Source organism: Methylobacterium sp. 4-46, from assembly GCF_000019365.1.
Lineage (GTDB): Bacteria > Pseudomonadota > Alphaproteobacteria > Rhizobiales > Beijerinckiaceae > Methylobacterium.
On record NC_010511.1, the window covers coordinates 6,119,144 to 6,138,034 of the forward strand.

Genomic DNA, 18,891 nt, shown 5'->3' on the forward strand with positions numbered 1-18,891 from the left:
GCGCCGATCCGGACGACTTGGATACCTATTGATTACGATTTCGCGATGACATGGCGTGCGATAGATTTTATTCGCTGGTGTTCTTACGATAGCTCCGCTCTTGCCCACCAATTCGGCCAAATTGCAGTTGCGCCGCCAGCGCACCCGCATCTGACAGAAAGCCGAGCAGTAAGTGAATTTAATCCGGTTACACCGCTAACAACCCTCGCCAATTTAACTGCCTGTTAACCATCGGGTCTGAGCATTGGTTATCGTGCAGGAGGCAGCGATGACTCGATCTCAGAAGCTCCGGCCCAAGCGCTGGATTATGCGAGCAATTGATCGAGCTCTACCAGAAGAACCTATGGATCCTTCTCAGTACGCTCGCATGGCTGCTTTCGAAAATCCAACTTGGCATCGGAGCGAACCTGCTCGGTAACCCGTACGAGGAACACACAAATTTGACCTGCTTCTTGCCCGAGGAGGGTCCGAATCCGCTATCACTTATCCATTGAAAGGGATCACGCTCCGCGTCCGATGAGACCGGCTGTCACTGGGTATTGAAATTTTCGTCCCATCATTTGGCAGACTATGCAATGATGGCTTCGCTGAACGAGGAGGTTGATCATGGCCTCGGAGAAGAAGCGCGGAAACCGCGAAGCCAAGAAGCCGAAGAAGCCGGTGCCCAAGACCAGCGCGGCAGCACCGTCGACGAAGGACATGGTTAGCGCTGCCGTGAAATCGGCCAATCGGAAATAGGCCTCGCACCCGACTCGCGAGCTCGGCAGCGAACCCAATGGCTGCGGCCAGCGAGGTACCACTCTGCACCCGTGGATCGGGCAGTCGCCCGACGCTGCAACCAAGTGGGTGGTTGATGACGGCGCGTACACCGGGCGACCGGATCCCGGCCATTATCAGGCGCGGACAAAGTCTCCACCGCAGGCGGAGCTACCCAAGGGCCCCATCATGAGTGCGCCGGTCCTGGCGCTTGTGTGCATCGCCATGTCGGGGTCGCAGCTCCCGTTTCGCTCTGCCTGCCGTCAAGCGTCGACCTCGGACTCGAAGGACCTTTGTGGGAAGTGGACCCTGCCGGCGAGATCGCCTGTAGAGGCCGGCGCTGCTCAACGGCTTTCACTCTGTCCATGGAGTTGAAGGAGCGGACTGCGGTCACACCCGAGCAGCGCCTGCGCGGCGGGATCGCTCGGAACGAGCATCCTGGCGGAGGGGGCGGATCATCGGGCCTGTCCACCATGTCGGTCGGCTGTGGACGGCCCGATGGGATCGGGGCTTCGTCAGTCTCATCGAGGTCGGCGAGCGTGACCTCTGGCTCCGGCTCGTCTCGCCCACGCGCCCCGACGAAGCAGGTGGGGAATGGGAGAAAACTGGGCTCGGGCTCCGGTTCGGAGATGGACGGGCCGCCTCGCGGCAGCCTGTCCACCAAGTTTGGAGGTAGCTGACCTCAGAAGTCCATGCCGCCCATGCCGCCGCCGGGCATGGCGGGAGCCGAGCTTTCCTTCTTCGGCGCATCCGCCACCATCGCCTCCGTGGTGACGAGCAGGCCGGCGACCGAGGCCGCACCCTGCATGGCCGTGCGCACCACCTTGGCCGGATCGACGACACCGGCCTCGAGCAGGTCCACGTACTCCTCGGTCTGGGCGTTGAAGCCGTACGTCTCAGAGCCCGTGTTGTTGGAGATCTGGCCGACCACGATCGAGCCCTCGACGCCCGCGTTCTCGGCGATTTGGCGGATCGGGGCCTCCAGCGCCCTGAGCACGATCTTGATGCCAGCCTGGACATCCGGGTTATCGCTCGTGAGCGCGGCCACGGCCGCCTGGGCCCGCAGGAGCGCGGTGCCGCCGCCCGGGACGATGCCCTCCTCCACCGCCGCGCGGGTGGCGTGAAGGGCGTCCTCTACACGGTCCTTCTTCTCCTTGACCTCGACCTCGGTCGAACCGCCGACGCGGATGATCGCAACTCCGCCCGCGAGCTTGGCCAGGCGCTCCTGCAGCTTCTCCCGGTCGTAGTCCGAGGTCGTCTCCTCGATCTGCGCCTTGATCTGCGCCACCCGCGCCTCGATGTCCGCCTTCTCCCCGGCCCCATCGATGATCGTGGTGTTCTCCTTCTCGATCCGCACCCGCTTGGCCCGCCCGAGCATCGGCAGCGTCACGTTCTCCAGCTTGATGCCGAGATCCTCCGCGATCATCTGACCGGCGGTCAGGATCGCGATGTCCTCCAGCATCGCCTTGCGCCGGTCGCCGAAGCCCGGCGCCTTCACGGCCGCCACCTTCAGACCGCCGCGCAGCTTGTTGACCACCAGCGTGGCCAGCGCCTCGCCCTCGATGTCCTCGGCCACGATCAGCAGCGGCTTGCCGGTCTGCACCACCGCCTCGAGCACCGGCAGCATCGCCTGCAGCGACGACAGCTTCTTCTCGTGGATCAGGATGTAAGGATCCTCGAGATCGGCGATCATCTTCTCCGCGTTCGTGATGAAGTACGGGGAGAGGTAGCCGCGGTCGAACTGCATGCCCTCGACGACGTCGAGCTCGGTCACGGCGGTCTTCGCTTCTTCAGCCGTGATCACGCCCTCGTTGCCGACCTTCTGCATGGCCTGGGCGATCATCTCGCCGATCTCCTTGTCGCCGTTGGCCGAGATCGTGCCGACCTGGGCAATCCCCTCCGACGAGACAACTTTCCTGGCGCGGCCAGTAATGTCCTTCACGGTGGCGGCGGTGGCGAGGTCGATGCCGCGCTTGAGGTCCATCGGGTTCATGCCGGCGGCGACGTACTTGGCGCCTTCCTTGACGATGGCCTGGGCCAGCACGGTGGCGGTCGTGGTGCCATCACCGGCGAGATCGCTGGTCTTCGAGGCCACCTCGCGCACCATCTGGGCGCCCATGTTCTCGAACTTGTCGGCGAGTTCGATCTCCTTGGCGACGGTCACGCCGTCCTTGGTGATGCGGGGAGCCCCGAAGCTCTTCTCGAGCACGACGTTGCGGCCCTTGGGGCCGAGCGTCACCTTCACGGCGTTGGCGAGGATGTCGACACCGCGCAGCATCTTCTCGCGCGCGTCGGAGGAGAAACGAACGTCCTTGGCAGCCATAGGTCAGATCCTTGTTGTCGGATTGCAGTCCCAAGGCGCCCCGAATCGGCAGCCTCGAAGGACGAAGTTCACGAACCCGTGGGGCCGCCTCAGGCGAGGACGCCCATGATGTCGGACTCCTTCATGATCAGGAGGTCCTGACCGTCGAGGCGAACCTCGGTACCCGACCACTTGCCGAACAGGACGCGGTCGCCGGCCTTCACGTCAAGGGGGGCCACCTTGCCGGACTCGTCGCGTGCACCCGGGCCGACAGCGATAACCTCTCCCTCCTGCGGCTTCTCCTTAGCGGTATCGGGGATGATGATGCCACCTTTGGTCTTCTCCTCCGCCTCGATGCGGCGGACGACGACACGGTCGTGCAGCGGACGAAACTTCATGGGACCTCCGGTTTCCTGCCTGAACAGGTCAGCGGCTCGTCAGTGCCGCCGCTTGAGAGAAGCTTTTGCCTCCCCCTCCACGCGAAGCGTCTTAGCACTCCACCAGAGCGAGTGCTAACGATCATTGGCCGGTTTCGCAAATCGCTTCTGAGCTGCACGTCTGCGATGTTGCTGCTGGCGTCGTCACGCGAAGCGGGGGTAGGCGGGCTAGGGTCTGGATGCTGGTGAGCGAACGAACCAGAAACGACAATCACGCCCACTGGACCGGCACTGTCCTGGATCCGCGACACTTGCCCTGCTTAGCTGAGGGAGCGGGAGCCGACCATGGGTCCCGAGTGGACGCGTGAACCAGATGGTCCGGCCCGAGCAGGTCGAGAGAAGCACGCCCGTCGAGGTCCTAGCGGGCATGGTGGAGCGCGTCACCATCCATTCGCTCAAGGGCAGGCTTCTGCATCCTCAAGGTGCAGGCGCGGGGCAAGGGTAACCGTGTGCCGGCGGTAGGGGGATGCACTCTCGATCGGCGCGGGCGAGTGACTTAGAGCACCTATCAAAACCGCCTTCTCTCTTGAAATTTCAACCACTTAGCGGGGGCGAAGGAGGATTGTGTTAGGGGCTCTTATTGTGTCCAGCATCTGGATCTGCGACTACGACCAGGGTTACCCGTACGCCAAGCCGATGGCAAACTCGCGGGTGCCGTGGCTGCTCACGACGTGGGCGCAGGAGGCGCGTTCGGAAAGGGTGGTTGAGGAGCGGGCGGCGAGAAGGAGCGTGTAGAACGCGACCCTCCATCAGCCCAGCGGGTCGGCACCGAGACAGTAATCGCATTGCTCCCGAGCCGGAGTTGCCGGCCCGCGGCTTGCGGTTAGATTGTTAACGAACAGCTAGGGTGACTAGCGGCAGGCTGCACAGGCTCGCACGCCCGCGTCGGTCCCGTGAGGAGGTACGCCCGATGCTCGCCATCGTGCCTGTTCAGCAGGCGTATGAGCCAGATCCGCTCAGAGACCTCCTAAACGGCTTACGGGACGGCTTCATCGCCCTCGATGAACGGTGGTGCTTCACCGAGATGAACCCGGCCGCGGAGACGCACTTCGGCCGCGGCCGCGAGAGCGCGCTCGGCGCACCCATTCAAGACCTGATCCTCCCCTTCGCTGGAAGTGAGATCGAGGCACGCTGGCGGCACGTGCTGGTCTCAGGTGAGCCGGCCCTCTTCGAGGCACCCTCGGCCGTGCGACCGGACCGCATCACTGAGTTCAACGTGTTTCGGTTCGGCGCGGGCCTGGGCGTCACATTCCGAGACGTGACGGACGCTCGGCAGGCCGACGCCGCTCTTCGAGAGAGCCAGTCCCGCCTAGAAATCGCTACGGAAGCGGCGCGGCTTGGTGTCTGGGACTGGAACTTGCTCACCGACGAGATGGTCTACTCGGAGCGAGCGTGTGCCATCCACGGTCTCTCCCCGCACGCTCCGGTCACCCTGGACATGCTGCGCGGCGCCACCCATCCCCAGGATCTGCCCCGTACCACTGAGATGGCCGAGCGCGCCCTCGATCCGGCCATTCGGGAGCGCGTCCCCTATGAATATCGCATCATCAGGCCCTCTGACGACACGGTTCGTTGGGTGCTGGCACACGGCGAGGCCGTATTTGCTCCTGTGGATGGCGTCGAACGAGCGGTCCGCTATGCTGGCACGCTTCAGGATATCACCGCCCAACTTGAGGCCGAGGAGGCCCTGCGCTCCAGCGAGGGCCGCCTCCGCCTCGCCCTAGACGCGGGTCGAATGGCCGTGTGGGCCTACGACGTCGCGACCGACTCGGTCCAGGGCTCAGCGGAACTCAACCGCATCTACGGCTTCCCGCCCGAGGCGTGTCCGACGCTGGGTGAATTCCGATCCCGCTACTATCCCGGTGACCGAGAGAGGCTGACCGCCGCCTGGAGCGAGGCGCGAGCGCGCGATGACCGCTACTTCGAGGCAGAGCACCGATGCGTGTGGCCGGACGGAAGCGTTCGGTGGCTGCTCCTGAGGGCCGAAACCAAGGAAGACAGTGCTGGGCAGCCGGCCAACATCGTCGGTGTGGTGCTGGACATCACAGCGAGAAAGCGGGCCGAGGAGCACCGAGCACTGCTCCTCCACGAACTGAACCACCGCGTGAAGAACACCCTCGCCACCGTGCAGGCCATCGCCCATCAGACGTTCAGGGGAGATTCCAGCGACCGGACGGAGACGTTCGAGGCGCGGCTGCTCGCCTTATCCAAGGCCCACGACCTGCTCACGCGTGAGAGTTGGGAAGGGGCGAACCTGACTGAGATCGTGTCGGCAGCTATTGCGCCTTTCCGCCGGACGGACGGCACGCGCTTCCAGATCGTCGGCCGTCAGGTCTGGTTGGCACCGCGGATTGCGCTGGCGCTCGCCATGGCGCTGCATGAGTTGGGTACGAATGCGGCCAAGTATGGGGCGCTGTCCACGATGAGCGGTCGCGTTCTGATCGGCTGGTCTGTTTCCGGTTCGAAGCCCACCCACCTCATTCTGCGCTGGTCGGAACAGGGCGGTCCCTCGGTGGTGCCCCCGACACGCAAAGGGTTCGGTACGCGTCTGATCGAGCGCACGTTAGCGAGCGAGATGCGGGGAGATGTGGACATCAGCTACGAGCCGACTGGTGTTGAGTGTGCCTTGGGGATCGCTCTCGATGATGACGCGAGCAGTCCACCGGTTTAGATCGGTGTTTAATTCGCCCAAAGCATAGGCTTTGCCTCCTACCGGCCCATTTCCGGAGCGCGAGCCGGCTACCTCCTATCTATCAATTTGCTCAATTGACCTATGACTTCTTCAATGGAATCTGGTTTTATGATCCAAGGCGCGCGCTGGAAAACGGGCGAAGATTCGTTCGAGTGGTCATGACCGCTGTAGACAACGAAGGGTATGCCACGGCTCTCAAGATCCTGGGCAAGCGCATCGCACGGCCCATCTGCAAGCGAGTTGTCGAGCACCGCACCGGCAGGCTCGTTGGAACGTAGCCACCGCTCGGCATCAGCGCACGTTGTGAAGGGGCCAGCAGTCTCAAATCCACGGAGTGCCAGCTGGTCGGCAAGATCGAAGCCGATCAACACCTCGTCCTCCGCGATGAGGATACAGGCACGCGATGCGCGTACACTGGCCATTCCGATGCTTCCACCTCACGCCAGCGCCTCCCCCTGGTGTTTCAGGACGAAACGCCGCGACCCGCGGTGGGCGGGCGCTCCTGCGGATCAGCGTGGAATAACGCAGGTGGCCGCCGTGGGCCAGCCAAGCTCGCAGCTGTCCACACCGGTTAATACGCAGGAACCAGCCTTGCTTCGATAAGCGGGGCAGTCACCGTGACGGTGAGGCCCTCGGGTAGATAGTCAACTGTCACTTCTGCCCCGCACTGCACCTCCAGCATCCGCTGAATTTTCGTGCCGACGCCGGCACGGGACGGCGGCTTCACTCCGACCCTGTTGTGCTCCGACCAGACGAGATGTAGCAGGCGCTTGCCGTCTCGCCGTACAAGATCCCATTTCACCTCGACCTTGCCACTGGTTGAGGAGAGTGCACCGTGGCGTTCGCTATTCGACCTGAGTTCATGGAGGACCATGCCGAGCGGGATGGCGAGGTCCGCAGCAAGGTCAAGCTCAGGCCCATTCAGCGTTACGCGGCCATTGCTAATGCTGATGTGCCACTCGAATTCATGCGAGAGGATGTCGTGCAGGCCCGCAGTTTGCCAGTAGTCGTCGGACAACAACGATTGTGTTCGGGCGAGGGAGGCGATCCGGTCGGAGAAGGAGTGGTATAGGTCATTGACGCTGCGACTCGCTCGCGCTGAAGCGCCGAACAGGGCTTGGAGTACCGCGAGATTGTTGCGCGTGCGGTGGTGAAGCTCGCGAACGAGCAGGAGCTGCCGCGCTTCGGTCTGGCGTAGGATCGAGAGTGCCTCGTTGCGTTCGGCCACGGCCTGGCGAAGCTCAAACTGGTTTGTCACCTGCCGAGCTAAGGTCATCAGCGCGGACGCCTGTTCACTACTCAGCCCCTCGCGGGGGGTACGGTCAAGCACGCAGAGACTGCCGAGCGGCAGGCCGTCGGCTGTCTCCAGCCGTGCCCCTGCATAGAATCGAAGGTGAGGATAGTTGGCGATCAGAGGATTGGCAGCGAATCTCGGGTCCACGCTCATGTCGGGTACGACGGAGAGTCCAGGCGTAATGACTGTCGTGGCGCAAACTGAAGCGTTGATAGGTGTTTCTCTGATGCCCAGGCCGACTTCGGCCTTAAACCATTGCCTGCGATCTTCCACGAGGCTGATGGCAGCCATTGGTGCCCGGCAGATTTGCGCCGCTAAATGGACGATTTCGTCGAAATTGTCCTCCCTGGGAGTATCGAGAATCTGGTAGGCGCGCAAAGCTGCCAGTCGCTTCTCCTCGTCCCAAGCTGTGCAGTCGCTCGTACCTATCACGCGCCGTACCTTTGACACTGGCTACAATAACGATGAGGAGCGTTCAGGGTTCGGGGGCCATGGACGATTTCACAGCCTTGTGCCGCGTGCACCTCCGGTCAATCAAAACTCCGTCACGAAAGGGCTGCGACTCGGCCGATTTGGGATCGCGCAGAAAGGGCCTGCTCCGGTGGGCGAAGCGAGGTCCTACAGTCACAACGGCCGACCACGCAGCGGCCGCGCAGGAAATTATGAAATTGGGCCGGGGAGTCGATGTTGTTCTGTCCAGCCTTGTCATGCCGAGAGTGCTGAGCGAGTTTGATATGGCTCAAAATCTTCGGAGCTAACGGCCCGGCCGGCCGGTTCTGCTTGCAACTAGCTACAGAGATCAGCTTGCCAAAGCGATGAATGTGGGCTTGCCGCCGATCTCGGTGCCATACGAGCCCGCGTCATTGCTGCTTGCCGTCGAGCGGAGCGCGTCACCGGTCACTGTTTCTGGACGACGAGGGAATGCTATCCCGCATGTTCAACCAGCGTGTTAATGCCCAGACCAGCGTCGCCATCCAACGACGGCACTTCTACGGGGATGATTGTGAACGGGCTTGGCGACGAAATATGAGCAAGAAGGCTGCGATATTCACAAAATTTCAGATACTTACAAATAAATGGCGAGGCCGTCACTGCTTATCGAGAGGTTCTGCGTTGGAACAGCCGCAACACAGCGTTGCCGCGAGCCACTGCATCGTCCAGAGCTTGCTGCGGTGCTTTCGTACCGGCGAGCGCCGCCTCAATCTCATCCGCCCAAATATCGCGGATCTGCAGCATATTGCCCAGCCGCAGGCCCGAAGTTTCACGCGTCGGCTCTCGATCCGTTATCTCGCGAACCGCGACCTGAAGCATAGGGTAACGCTTGTAAAATCCGGACGCCTGAGCATCGGCGTAGGCTGCGCGGGTAACTGGCATGTAGCCGGAATTGCGGTAGATGAGGGATTGCACAGGGAAACTCAATACAAAATTCAAGAATGCAGCTACGCCAGCATATTCCTGCGACGTCTTTCCCTGCATGACGTACAGAGATCCACCGCCCAGGATAGCGTTTTTAGGCGTATCGACAAGATCGGGATAGTAAGGCATCGGTTGGATCGCCCAGCGAAAATGCCCTCGCGCTGCAATCGTCCCGTACATACTGGAGGAAGTCAAAAAGATACCGCACTCGCCCGAAATAAATTGTGCCTCCCCGCGATTCGTGCGGCCTGAGTAGCTGAACGCACCCTCGCGGTTCAGATCAACGATGTTCTGCAAGTGACGTACTTGGAGCGGCTTGTTAAAGACGAGCTCAGCATCGAATCCGTCGAGGCCGTTCGCGCGACTTGCGACCGGCTGGCCGTGCCATGCCGACAGCTGCTCGATATGAGCCCATGTGGGCCATGCGGTCGAGAGCGCACACTTGGACGGCTCTGCATGTTTTAACGCCCGAGCAGCTACGAATACTTGCGGCCACGTCTCGGGAAGGCGCTGAGGATCAAGACCTGCCTGTTGAAATCGGTCGAGATTGACCCACATTACCATTGCCGAGATGTTAAAGGGCAGCGACAGCATACTGCCATCACGGGCGAGGTAATTGGTCGCGATGACTGGCAGGAATGCGTCAGGCGCGACCGTGCTTCCAGCCGCACTCAGCACTTCCGAGACGGGCTTCACGGCGCCGATCGCCGCTGCCATTGTTCCGTTCCCGACCTCGAAGACCTGCAGGAGGTGAGGTGCGACGCCCGCTCGGTAAGCCGCGATCCCACCATTGATCGTCTCAGCGTACGGGCCCTTGTAAATCGTGATGACCCGGTAGGTACTCTGCGAGGCGTTGAATTCTTCCGCTATCCGGGCCACCAGGGCGCCGTTCGCGCCGTCGAGAGAGTGCCAGAGCTGAAGCTCGGTGGCCGCGTGGGGAGTGACGGGTGACATTGTCAGTATCAGGCCGATGAGGCCGCTGAGGATGTGTACATACACTCGTGAAACGGTTGCTTTGATCTTGATTTCTCGACTTACCGAGCAATGCATTGTCGTTGCCCCTGTGTTTTTTTGAGTCAGAAATTAACTCAGCTTACCCAAGGTGGCACGGAATTTTCAGTTTCAAACGGGTACCTTGTCCTACTGCACTCTGTATCTCTACACTGCCGTGGAGTCGGTGCACAACAAGGTTGTGGATGATGTGCAAACCGAGGCCTGTTCCGCCAGAAGCGCGGGCGGTAGTAAAAAATGGGTCGAAAACACGATCGAGATACTGAGGTTCAATGCCCGCACCGTTATCTATTATTTCGATTGCTACTTGCATTCCTTCGGCTCTCGCTTTGATCGTTGCTCGAAGGATGTGATCCTCTCGCGAGCCATGGTCGATCGCGTTCTTCACAGCATTAGTCAGCACCTGGGCGAGTATGCCCGGATAAGTGTCGAGGCTGAGATCGCCCGGACAGTCCACCGCGAGCTCGTGCCGACCCGGCCGCGCGAGCGCGCGTAAGCTTTTCAGGAGATCCTCAGTCCAGGCACCCAGGTCGATAACGCGCCGCTCCTCGAGAACTTGATCAGAGGCTACTTGCTTGAAGCTGTAGAGGAGGTCGGAAGCGCGCATCAGGTTCGTGGTCACCAGCTGCGCCCCCTCGCGCATTCGCGAAGCGTATTGCGTCAGGCGTGAGCGTGAGAGGCGGTTCTCATTTACAAGGGCCTCGAAGGACGCCGAGTCGACCTGGACTTGAGTTGAGGTGGTCAACGCAATTCCGAGCGGGGTGCTGATCTCGTGAGAAACACCCGCCACGAGCTGCCCCAATGAGGCGAGCTTCTCCGAGCGCACGAGATCGTCCTGGGTTTGGCGCAGGGTGGTCAGCGCTTCGTCGGCACGCCGTGCAGCATCTCTCCAGCCGTCCTCGCGCCGCCGCAGCTCGGCCAAGAAGGTATTCGAGGCGCGTGCGATGTCGCCGAGCTCGTCAGGCCGAGCGGCGAGATCAATATGCTCGATGCTCGGGTCCGAGGTCGCCCGCAGCACGCTGCTTGTGAGCAGGCGCAGCGGCCTCGTGATAGAGCGTGCGACGCTAACCACAGCGATTGTGCCAAGCAGCAGGGCGCCCGCTGCGCCCGCAAGGAGCAGTCGGCGGATCGAAGAGCCGAAGCGGTTGGCATCGTCGATGAAGGCCCGGCTGAGTGCCTGAGCGTTTGCAGCAATAACGGTGTCGCGACGGTCCATCTCGGCGATCAAGGCGTTTTGCTCTCGGACCTTTTCGACAGTGGCGGCGAGACTTTCGCGCCAACCCTGGATCGCGGCCATCATGTCGCCCTGAATACCCAAGGGCATTGCGAGGCTGTGGGCGCGACCAGCGAGATAGGTGCCCTCGACGACGACGTTCGACACCTCCTCGATGCTGCGCCGAGCGAGAGCGGAGGCGGATTGCTGGGCAAGCCGGAGGGCTGCTAGCGCGATGCTCTGCGCCGTCAGCTCCGCTTCGTTCGACGAGACGGAGCTCCGGATCAGCGCCGCGACCTCCGCTTGAAGACGCCGCTGCTTATCAGCATTCTCCCGAATCAGCCTGTCGCACCAGGCGATAAGAGCGCTTCCTGACTGCGTAGCGCGCGTGAGTTCGAAGCCCTCGGCGATGACACGGCTCAGACCGCCATCACTCTGGCTTCTTTCGCGGTAAGACCGCAGCAGCGTCGTCAGCTCGTCGGCCTCAGCCCCGCGTTCGGCCGCCAGGAGCGCTGTATGTAGCTGTGCGCCGGTCAAGTTAAGAAGCCGGATATCCGCTTCCAGCTCGTCGAACTCGATCTGGAAGACGGGCTGCCCGACACGCGTCTTGTTCAGCTCAACTGCCGAGATTGCCTCCCGGAGATCACGGAGGGCACTGACCACCCGTTGGCTGAGCTCGAGTGCAGCGTCTGTTCTGGTGAGGACCGAAACCATGCGGGCATTTTGGGCCTGTTGGCGCTGGCGCTCGGCGTCTGTTAGTACGACAAGCGTGTCAGCCCGGCGCGCCATCTGGGTCGAGGCAACCTCGAGATCACCCTCGAGCTGCACAAGGGAACGCATTTGTTCGATTTGTGCGGTGAGATCGCGTCTAGCGGTTTCGACCCGGGCGAGCTGATCCGCCGTCCGCCCGATTTGCCGGAGCTTTGCAAGCTGAGCGGATGCCTCGGCGGCCAGCCTGTCAAAGTGGCTACGCGCAGCTGCACGGGGAACGGAAGTCCGGCCGACATAGTCGTCGCGCGTCTTATGAAGGAAGGTGAATGTGTGAAATGTCTCACTTGAGAGCACAGCTCCGTCGCGTGCCCGCTCCGCCTCAATCAGGAGTGCCCAGGCGGCCAGAGCAATAAGAACGGCAATAACGACAGGAATGGCGCCGACGGTGAAAACGCGGCGGGAAACGCCAGCTGATCTCATGGATCTCCTTACGTAAAAGGCTTTCCAAATGGCAGGAACGCCTTCTGAGTTGCAAATCTGGAGAATTGGTGTCCAGCCTAGAACGCGGCATTTCTCATGCCCGTTAAGGCAGATTGAATTGTGCACCGCAAAATGCGAAAGAAATGAATGCACCGCGCGACGGCGTCGCGTCTGTGAGTGCCCTCCTTGGCCGTTTCCTTCCTAGACTTCGGGCCGCTCCCGAGAGCGGCCTTCTCTTCATGCGCGGGCTACATACATGGCCTCCCAGCCCGCCCGCAACCCCGGTGAACACACAGTTGCGCGTACTTCGCTGCGAGAGAGGTGAACTTTGCGTGTCGGCTTAAGTCTTATGGCCGATCAACCAAGCCTTACAGCTTGAGAAGTCAGCCGCGGCAGCACGCTGCTGATGTCAGCGTAAGGGCAATGGGCATGCCTTCAGTCCTGCACGATCTGACTGGCCTCGAAATGCCGGCCCCGGAAGCCGCCTTGGGCCTCTCAACAGCTTGAGGGCAGGGGCGTTGAGGATCATCGGCCGGCTCCGGGACAGGGGCGGCAAGCTGGGCGGGTATGCCTAACGGCTCGTGAACGCGGGCCTGTTCGCGTTTGCGACAGGCCCGATCAGAGTTCCGGACCCTGCTGTTTGGGCAGCCCTCGGGGTTGGCAAAAGTGGAGCCAGCATGTGTACCGCCCGTGGATTGTGAGACACCGATCTGAAGCCTACGCGGCCAGAGCCGCGGGTGGAAGCTGCGCAGCGCGGATGGCTGCCGGTGGGCGGAACCCGTGCCGCACGATCAGCCACGTCTCGTTGTAGGTCTGGCGAAACGCCAGCAGGGCTCGGCGTAGATCCTCGACGCTCAGAAGGGATTGACACCAATGCCCGTTACAGAAGTGCAGTGACTCATTTGGCATTTGGATGGTGCAGCGGTGCCGTTGACGGCGTCGAGGATGGCGGCGGCCGGCTTGGTCCAGACGAAGGGCTTGGGCCTGTGATTGTGCTCGGCGATGGAGCGATTGATCGCGGCCTGAAGGTCCACGATCCCGCTGAAGCTGCCACGCTTTAGCCTGCGCCGGGTCAGGGCCGAGAAGAAGCCTTCGACCGCGGTCATCCACGAGGCCGAGGTCGGAGTGAAGTGGAAGGTCCAGCGCGGATGCCGGGCCAGCCAAGCCCGCACCTTCGGGTGCTTGTGGGTGGCATAGTTGTCCAGGATCACGTGGATTACCTTGCCGGCCGGCACCTCGGCTTCGATGGTGTTGAGGAAGCGCAGGAACTCGTCGTGGCGGTGACGCTGCATGCAGCGGCCGATCACGGTGCCGTCCAGCACGTTGAGCGCCGCAAACAGCGCCGTAGTGCCGTGCCGGACGTAGTCGTGGGTCTGGGTCTCGGGGCGGCCCGGCCTCACGCCTCGGCTCGGGCGGGTGCGCTCCAGGGCCTGGATCTGGCTCTTCTCGTCCAGCGACAGCACCACAGCGTGGCGCGGTGGATCCATGTAGAGGCCCACGATGTCCTCGACCTTCGCGGCGAAGGCAGGATCGTTCGAGCGCTTGAAGCTGCGCACGCGATGCGGCTGCAGGCGGTGCGCGTCCCAGATGCGCTGGACGGAGCGCAGGGAGATCCCGACGGCGTCCGCCACGGCCCGACCTGTCCAATGGGTGACCTCGCCGGGCGGCTCGGAGCAGGTGAGGGCGAGCACCCCGGCCACGGTGTCGGCGGAATGGGGCGGCTTGCCGGGCGGGCGGGTCTTGTCGCGCAGCAGACCCTCGACGCCTTCTTCGGCGTAGCGCTGCTGCCAGCGCCAGACGGCGGGCCGGCCGACGCCCGCCTGCCGGGCGACGTCCAGGACGGGGAGGCGCTCGGCCGAGAGCAGGACGATACGGGCGCGCTGGATGTGCTTGAGGGCCCGCGCCCGATCGGTGACGATGGCGGACAGGCGCGTTAGGTCGGTGGCACTCGGGATCACACAGACAGTCTGAGCCATGCCGCAGACTCGCACGGCTCACGCCTCCGGTGAATCCTCTGAATGCGTCATTGCACTAGAGGGTCTGCGTGTGATCGACGCCTCGATCATGCCACAGATCGTAACGGGCAACCTCAACGCCCCGACGATCATGATCGCGGAGAAGATCGCCGACGGCATTCGCGGCCGGACACTCCTGCCGCGCAGCCAAGTAGCTTACTTTGTGGCCGGCGAAACGCCGCCGCGCAGGAAGCCGGTTCGCGCAAGCTGAGACTTTCGCGCTTTGCTGTCGACGAGAGGTGCCTCGGTTTCTCTGAACAGCACCCTGAGTGGATTTATCCTGCATCTTCAGGGCGAAGGGTCAGCGGGACGCAGCGCGGCGCGGATCGCGTCGAGGCCGTCGGTCAGTGCCGCCGGTCCAGGCTGCAGGATCAGCGGCGACTTGACTTCGGTGATCCGGCCCCGCGCCACCGCCGGAATGGCCGACCAGCCCGGACGGGCCGCGATACGGCGCGGCACCACCTTCTTCCCGCACCAGGAGGCGAGGATCACGTCGGGCGCGGCCGCCAGCACTGCGTCGGGCGGCACGATCCTGTCCTTCGCCGCCGCCTGCCGGGCGAGGGCCGGGAAGACGTCCTGCCCACCCGCGATACCGACGAGGTCCGAGACCCAGCCGGTGCCCGAAATCAGCGGCTCGTCCCATTCCTCGAAGTAGACGCGGGGCCGGCCCTCGGCCGCGGCGGCGACGCGCGAGAGGCGGTCCTCGTAGCCGCGCGCGAGTTCCCCGGCCCGTCCGGGCGCCCCCATGAGTGTGGCGTGCAATGTCCCCGGATGTGGTCGTCCTAGCCTTCGGCTATTCGCGGCGACCACAACTGTTGTGGCGCTGCCATCGACTCCAGTGAGCACCCGCGTAGGCTGTGTGCAGGAAGGGAGGGGCGATGATGCCGATCCGGCGAGTGGTAGCGGCTGCTACGGCCCTGGCGTTGTGTGGTTGCCTGCAACAGGTGACGATCCCACCGCTCGAAGCATCGATCAAGGAAGCGTGCCACGGCGAGGACCGTCTGATCGCCAGTGGCGAAGGAGCTTCGGCCTATCGCGGTGGCAAAGGCTCCCGCGCGCGATATGCTGTTTACCGGGACGGCACGCTCTTCCGAGAGGTAACCGAGGACGAGGTTGCTGACTTCACAGCCGGCCTCGCCTGTCTCCAGCGCGGCTACAGGCTGGAGTCTTCCGAGCTGGCTGCCTGCCGCGCGGAGACGGTTAATCTAACGGTGGCGCAGCGTAATCAGATGCGGGGGGTTGAGAATGCCGAGGCACCGGCCCCTCCGCCAGTGGCCGAGCCGCTCCAGCTCCAAGCGCGTTGAATGTTGAGGATATCAGGACCCAGCCAAGGCAACCGGACGAGTCTACGCCTTGGCCACGGTAGCTGCTTCCGCTGACGCGCTTGACGCTAGGGTGGATTCAAGTGGTCGTCGCAACGGCTTGGCGGAGGGCGGTTGTGATGGCAGGTCGGCGGCGTTCGGATCGGGCACTTCGCGAGAAGCTGCGGTCACCGGGTCGTCCCGGGGTCGGTCTGCGCGAGACGCGGCGGGGGTTCTGGGCGTTCCTCGCGCAGGGTCTCTCCAGCGAGGTCGCAGCGATGAAGCTCGGGATCTCGCCACCGGTCGGCTCGCGGTGGTTCCGGACAGCAGGCGGAATGGCACCTTCCCACCTGTCACCATCATCCAAGTCGCCTTCTGCGCGCTACCTGTCGTTGGCTGAGCGGGAGGAGATCGCGATCCTACAAGCGCAAGGTCACGGGGTCCGGGACGTCGCTCGGCGTCTGGGACGGGCGGCGTCGACCATCTCGCGGGAATTGCGCCGCAATGCGGCGACCCGCAGTGGCGGCCTGGACTATCGCGCCACGACCGCGCAGTGGCACGCTGAACGCGCGGCACGCCGGCCCAAGCCAGCAAAACTGGCGGGGAACGCAGCGCTGCGGACGTACGTGCAGGAGCGGCTCGCCGGAACTGTCGCGACACCGGGCGGGAGCGCTCTGCCTGGCCCTAGCGTTGCCTGGAAGGGACGGCGGCACGGGCGACGCCAGAGCCGGCGATGGGGTCGATCCTGGAGTCCGCAGCAGATCGCCGAGCGCCTACGGCTCGACTTTCCGGGCGATACGACGATGCGCATCAGTCACGAGGCGATCTATCAGGCGCTCTACATCCAGGGCCGGGGCGCGCTGAAGCGTGAGCTGACCGCGTGTCTTCGCACAGGACGGGCTTTGCGTGTGCCGCGGGCCCGCAGCCTGGGCCGAGGCAGGTCGTTCGTCACCCCCGAGGTGCTCATCAGCGAGCGTCCGCCCGAGGTGGAGGACCGCGCGGTGCCGGGGCACTGGGAAGGAGATCTGATCCTGGGTCTGAAGAGTTCGGCGATCGGGACCCTGGTCGAGCGCACGACGCGCTTTACGATGCTGCTGCATCTTCCGCCGATGGACGGCCATGGGGTGACACCGCGTGCGAAGAACGGCCCGGCGCTGGCGGGGCACGGGGCCCAGGCGGTGCGCGAGGCGATCGCCGGCACGATCGCGCGCTTGCCCGAGCAGCTGCGGCGCTCGTTGACCTGGGACCAGGGTACCGAGATGGCCGAGCACGCGCGCTTGCGGATCGACGCGGGTCTGCAGGTCTACTTCTGCGATCCACGCTCACCCTGGCAGCGGGGGACGAACGAGAATACGAACGGGTTACTGCGACAGTACTTCCCGAAAGGAACGGATCTGAGCGCCCACAGCGCGAACGATCTTGCTGCTGTGGCCGCAGCCCTCAACAGCAGACCGCGCAAGACGCTGAACTGGAAGACGCCGGCAGAGGCGCTCGACGCTGTGCTGGCTGCCGTGCAAGATGGTGTTGCGACGACCGCTTGAACCCAAGTAGAGACCCGCGAGCCGACTGGTGGCAGGGAATCGCGTCAGAAAATAAATGTCTGGATAACCCTCGTAACCGGACATTCCCGACATCTGCCGCGAGGGGCCGCTTTGGGTCACTCTCATCCGTTCGCATCAGGTTCGGCCAACGGTCCGGACGAGCCGGAAACGGACACGAGGGTCGCGCGCCTCACCGGTTGCGGTTTGGCTGCTTGGCGCACCTCCCCTTCATCCACGGAGAGGGGCAGGTCGATGGTGAAGCACGCGCCTCCGCCCTCGCTGCTCGACAGCGCGATCTGACCCTGCAGGGTCGAGGCGACCAAATTGAAGACGATGTGCAGGCCGAGCCCCGTGCTGCCCTTGTCGCGCCCCGTGGTGAAGAACGGGTCGAATACCCTGCCCAGGTGCTCCGGCGGGATGCCGATGCCGTCGTCCGCTACGATGATGCGCAGCCGATCCTCACCCGAACGAGACGCCGCGACGTCGAGCACGCCTGATCGGCCGTCTGGATAACCGTGCACGATGGCGTTGAGCGCCAGATTGCTGATCACCTGCGCCAGCGCGCCGGGATGGGAATCGAGGACGATCCCGTCCTCGCAGCGGATCCGCACCGCGTGGCCTTTGCGGCGCACGAGCGGACCGAGCGTGCTCATCAGGTCCTCAAGCCAGCCGCGCAGATCAAAGGTGCGCTTCTCCTCGCTGGCTTGGTCCACCGCGACCTGCTTGAAGCTGTGCACGAGGTCGGCGGCCCGCGTCAGATTGGAGAATAGCAGCCGCATGCCCTCGCTCAGTCGGGCAAGGCCTTGCGTGAGATCCGACCGGCGCAGCTGCCCTGACTCGACGGCGCGCTGGAGCTGCCTGAGATCACCCTCAGCGGCTGTCGAGGTGGTCAGCGCCAGCCCGATCGGTGTGTTGATCTCGTGAGCGACGCCTGCCACGAGTTGGCCGAGGGCCGCCAGCTTCTCGGCCTGCACAAGATGGGCCTGAGCCTCGCGCAACTCGGACAGGGCCATCTCCGACCGCTCCTTCTCCCGCCGAAGTGCCTCCTCTGTCCGGAATTGGCGCCGCGCCCGCACCTCCCGCGCTCCGACGGCGTAGAGGGAGAGCGCGTAGGCCATGCCGATCTCGAAGTTGTTCACGAAGCGCATGCCCGCCCGCTCGTGCACCGCGAAGGTCTCGCACACGGCGAAGCAGAGCCAGGTCAGGCCGCAGAACGCGGCGAGCGAGGGCAGGCGCAGCGGCAGCAGCGTCGAGACGAACAGGATGACGATGATCATGCCCGCGGCGGCATGGTCGAAGCCAGGTCCCAGCCGCAGGTAGATCAGGCTGAGCACGCAGCCGGGCACGACGCAGTAGCCGAGGTAGATCTCCTCGGCCCAGCGCCGCGCGGCCGGCCAGCTCAGCGCCGCGGTCGCGGGCAGCAGCACGGCGAGGGCGACGGCAAGGCGAAGGAATAGGGTCTCGGTCCAGTGCGCCGGGTCGAGGATCCAGTCCCAGACGGCGAAGGCGCAGTAGATGAAGGCGCCGAGCAGCATCGCCGCGCGCGTGCGGGGTAGGTCGTCGAGGGTGAAGCGCGTCACGAAGGCGCGCTCGGCGGCGGGAGCTTCGAAGCGCAGGCCGAGCCTGCTCAGGAGTTTGCGCATCAGGACGAAAGAGAGCAGCGGAGCGCCCCTCCTACGCGCTGAAGCCTCGGGATGCACGCCGTTCGATCATCCGCCCTGC

Annotated in this window: 12 protein-coding genes and 3 pseudogenes; 5 read left to right on the plus strand and 10 right to left on the minus strand. The window is 63.7% G+C overall.

The features are described from left to right. Positions 1-606 precede the first annotated feature (606 nt). Positions 607-738, plus strand: coding sequence for a hypothetical protein (locus M446_RS39205; protein WP_265576436.1), 132 nt, complete (start codon positions 607-609; stop codon positions 736-738). A 700-nt stretch (positions 739-1,438) separates the two neighbouring features. Here the strand turns inward: M446_RS39205 and groL are convergent. Together groL and groES are read right to left on the minus strand one after the other, a co-directional pair. Then, positions 1,439-3,079, minus strand: a complete 1,641-nt coding sequence (gene groL, locus M446_RS26960; protein WP_012335266.1) for a chaperonin GroEL — start codon at positions 3,077-3,079, stop codon at positions 1,439-1,441. 89 nt (positions 3,080-3,168) lie between these two features. Then, positions 3,169-3,456 carry a co-chaperone GroES gene (groES, locus tag M446_RS26965; protein ID WP_012335267.1) on the minus strand — a complete coding sequence of 96 codons (288 nt, stop codon included), beginning with the start codon at positions 3,454-3,456 and terminating at the stop codon, positions 3,169-3,171. Positions 3,457-4,405: 949 nt separating this feature from the next. Between groES and M446_RS26970 the strand changes: the two genes are divergently transcribed. Continuing rightward, positions 4,406-6,166, plus strand: coding sequence for an HWE histidine kinase domain-containing protein (locus M446_RS26970; RefSeq protein ID WP_012335268.1), 1,761 nt, complete (start codon positions 4,406-4,408; stop codon positions 6,164-6,166). A gap of 68 nt (positions 6,167-6,234) precedes the next feature. Here M446_RS26970 and M446_RS35920 read toward each other — a convergent pair whose 3' ends face one another. The 6 genes and pseudogenes from M446_RS35920 to M446_RS26985 all read right to left on the minus strand — a co-directional run bounded on the left by M446_RS35920 (position 6,235) and on the right by M446_RS26985 (position 14,288). Then, the gene (locus M446_RS35920; RefSeq protein ID WP_012335269.1) at positions 6,235-6,609 is read right to left on the minus strand and encodes a histidine kinase; all 375 of its coding nucleotides are present in this window, start codon (positions 6,607-6,609) and stop codon (positions 6,235-6,237) included. Between the two features lie 149 nt (positions 6,610-6,758). After that, positions 6,759-7,859 (minus strand): sensor histidine kinase, encoded by a 1,101-nt coding sequence (locus tag M446_RS26975; protein WP_265576437.1) that lies wholly within the window; start codon positions 7,857-7,859, stop codon positions 6,759-6,761. Positions 7,860-8,576: 717 nt separating this feature from the next. Next, on the minus strand, positions 8,577-9,947 hold the full coding sequence (gene ugpB / locus M446_RS35925; protein WP_012335271.1) for a sn-glycerol-3-phosphate ABC transporter substrate-binding protein UgpB: 1,371 nt from the start codon (positions 9,945-9,947) through the stop codon (positions 8,577-8,579). A gap of 43 nt (positions 9,948-9,990) precedes the next feature. Then, the gene (locus M446_RS26980) at positions 9,991-12,312 is read right to left on the minus strand and encodes an ATP-binding protein (RefSeq protein ID WP_012335272.1); all 2,322 of its coding nucleotides are present in this window, start codon (positions 12,310-12,312) and stop codon (positions 9,991-9,993) included. Positions 12,313-13,029: 717 nt separating this feature from the next. Next, positions 13,030-13,170 (minus strand): annotated as a pseudogene (locus M446_RS37585) (IS3 family transposase); the annotation flags it as partial. Then, on the minus strand, positions 13,167-14,288 hold the full coding sequence (locus tag M446_RS26985) for an IS630 family transposase (RefSeq protein WP_012335273.1): 1,122 nt from the start codon (positions 14,286-14,288) through the stop codon (positions 13,167-13,169). The gene M446_RS26985 and the pseudogene M446_RS37585, both read right to left, overlap by 4 nt. Before the next feature lie 46 nt (positions 14,289-14,334). On the opposite strand from M446_RS26985, the pseudogene M446_RS35930 reads away from it, so the two are divergent. Continuing rightward, a pseudogene (locus tag M446_RS35930) lies at positions 14,335-14,538 on the plus strand (GMC oxidoreductase); the annotation flags it as partial. A gap of 77 nt (positions 14,539-14,615) precedes the next feature. On the opposite strand, the pseudogene M446_RS26990 reads toward M446_RS35930, so the two are convergent. Beyond that, positions 14,616-15,077, minus strand: a pseudogene (locus M446_RS26990) (ABC transporter substrate-binding protein); the annotation flags it as partial. A gap of 128 nt (positions 15,078-15,205) precedes the next feature. Here M446_RS26990 and M446_RS37590 point away from each other — a divergent pair. Then, a complete protein-coding gene (locus M446_RS37590; protein WP_150108738.1) occupies positions 15,206-15,631 on the plus strand; it encodes a hypothetical protein in 426 nt (141 codons plus the stop codon). A gap of 137 nt (positions 15,632-15,768) precedes the next feature. Then, complete coding sequence (locus M446_RS26995) at positions 15,769-17,169, plus strand: IS30-like element ISMtsp4 family transposase (protein WP_012330561.1); 1,401 nt, start codon at positions 15,769-15,771, stop codon at positions 17,167-17,169. 122 nt (positions 17,170-17,291) lie between these two features. Here M446_RS26995 and M446_RS27000 read toward each other — a convergent pair whose 3' ends face one another. Beyond that, a complete protein-coding gene (locus M446_RS27000; protein ID WP_012335274.1) occupies positions 17,292-18,812 on the minus strand; it encodes a sensor histidine kinase in 1,521 nt (506 codons plus the stop codon). Between the last annotated feature and the right edge of the window lie 79 nt (positions 18,813-18,891).

Coding starts and splice junctions, on each gene's coding strand:
- M446_RS39205 (WP_265576436.1), top strand. CDS start 607: ATGGCCTCGGAGAAGAAGCGCGGAAACCGCGAAGCCAAGAAGCCGAAG.
- groL (WP_012335266.1), bottom strand. CDS start 3,079: ATGGCTGCCAAGGACGTTCGTTTCTCCTCCGACGCGCGCGAGAAGATG.
- groES (WP_012335267.1), bottom strand. CDS start 3,456: ATGAAGTTTCGTCCGCTGCACGACCGTGTCGTCGTCCGCCGCATCGAG.
- M446_RS26970 (WP_012335268.1), top strand. CDS start 4,406: ATGCTCGCCATCGTGCCTGTTCAGCAGGCGTATGAGCCAGATCCGCTC.
- M446_RS35920 (WP_012335269.1), bottom strand. CDS start 6,609: ATGGCCAGTGTACGCGCATCGCGTGCCTGTATCCTCATCGCGGAGGAC.
- ugpB (WP_012335271.1), bottom strand. CDS start 9,947: ATGCATTGCTCGGTAAGTCGAGAAATCAAGATCAAAGCAACCGTTTCA.
- M446_RS26980 (WP_012335272.1), bottom strand. CDS start 12,312: ATGAGATCAGCTGGCGTTTCCCGCCGCGTTTTCACCGTCGGCGCCATT.
- M446_RS26985 (WP_012335273.1), bottom strand. CDS start 14,288: ATGGCTCAGACTGTCTGTGTGATCCCGAGTGCCACCGACCTAACGCGC.
- M446_RS37590 (WP_150108738.1), top strand. CDS start 15,206: ATGATGCCGATCCGGCGAGTGGTAGCGGCTGCTACGGCCCTGGCGTTG.
- M446_RS26995 (WP_012330561.1), top strand. CDS start 15,769: ATGGCAGGTCGGCGGCGTTCGGATCGGGCACTTCGCGAGAAGCTGCGG.
- M446_RS27000 (WP_012335274.1), bottom strand. CDS start 18,812: ATGCGCAAACTCCTGAGCAGGCTCGGCCTGCGCTTCGAAGCTCCCGCC.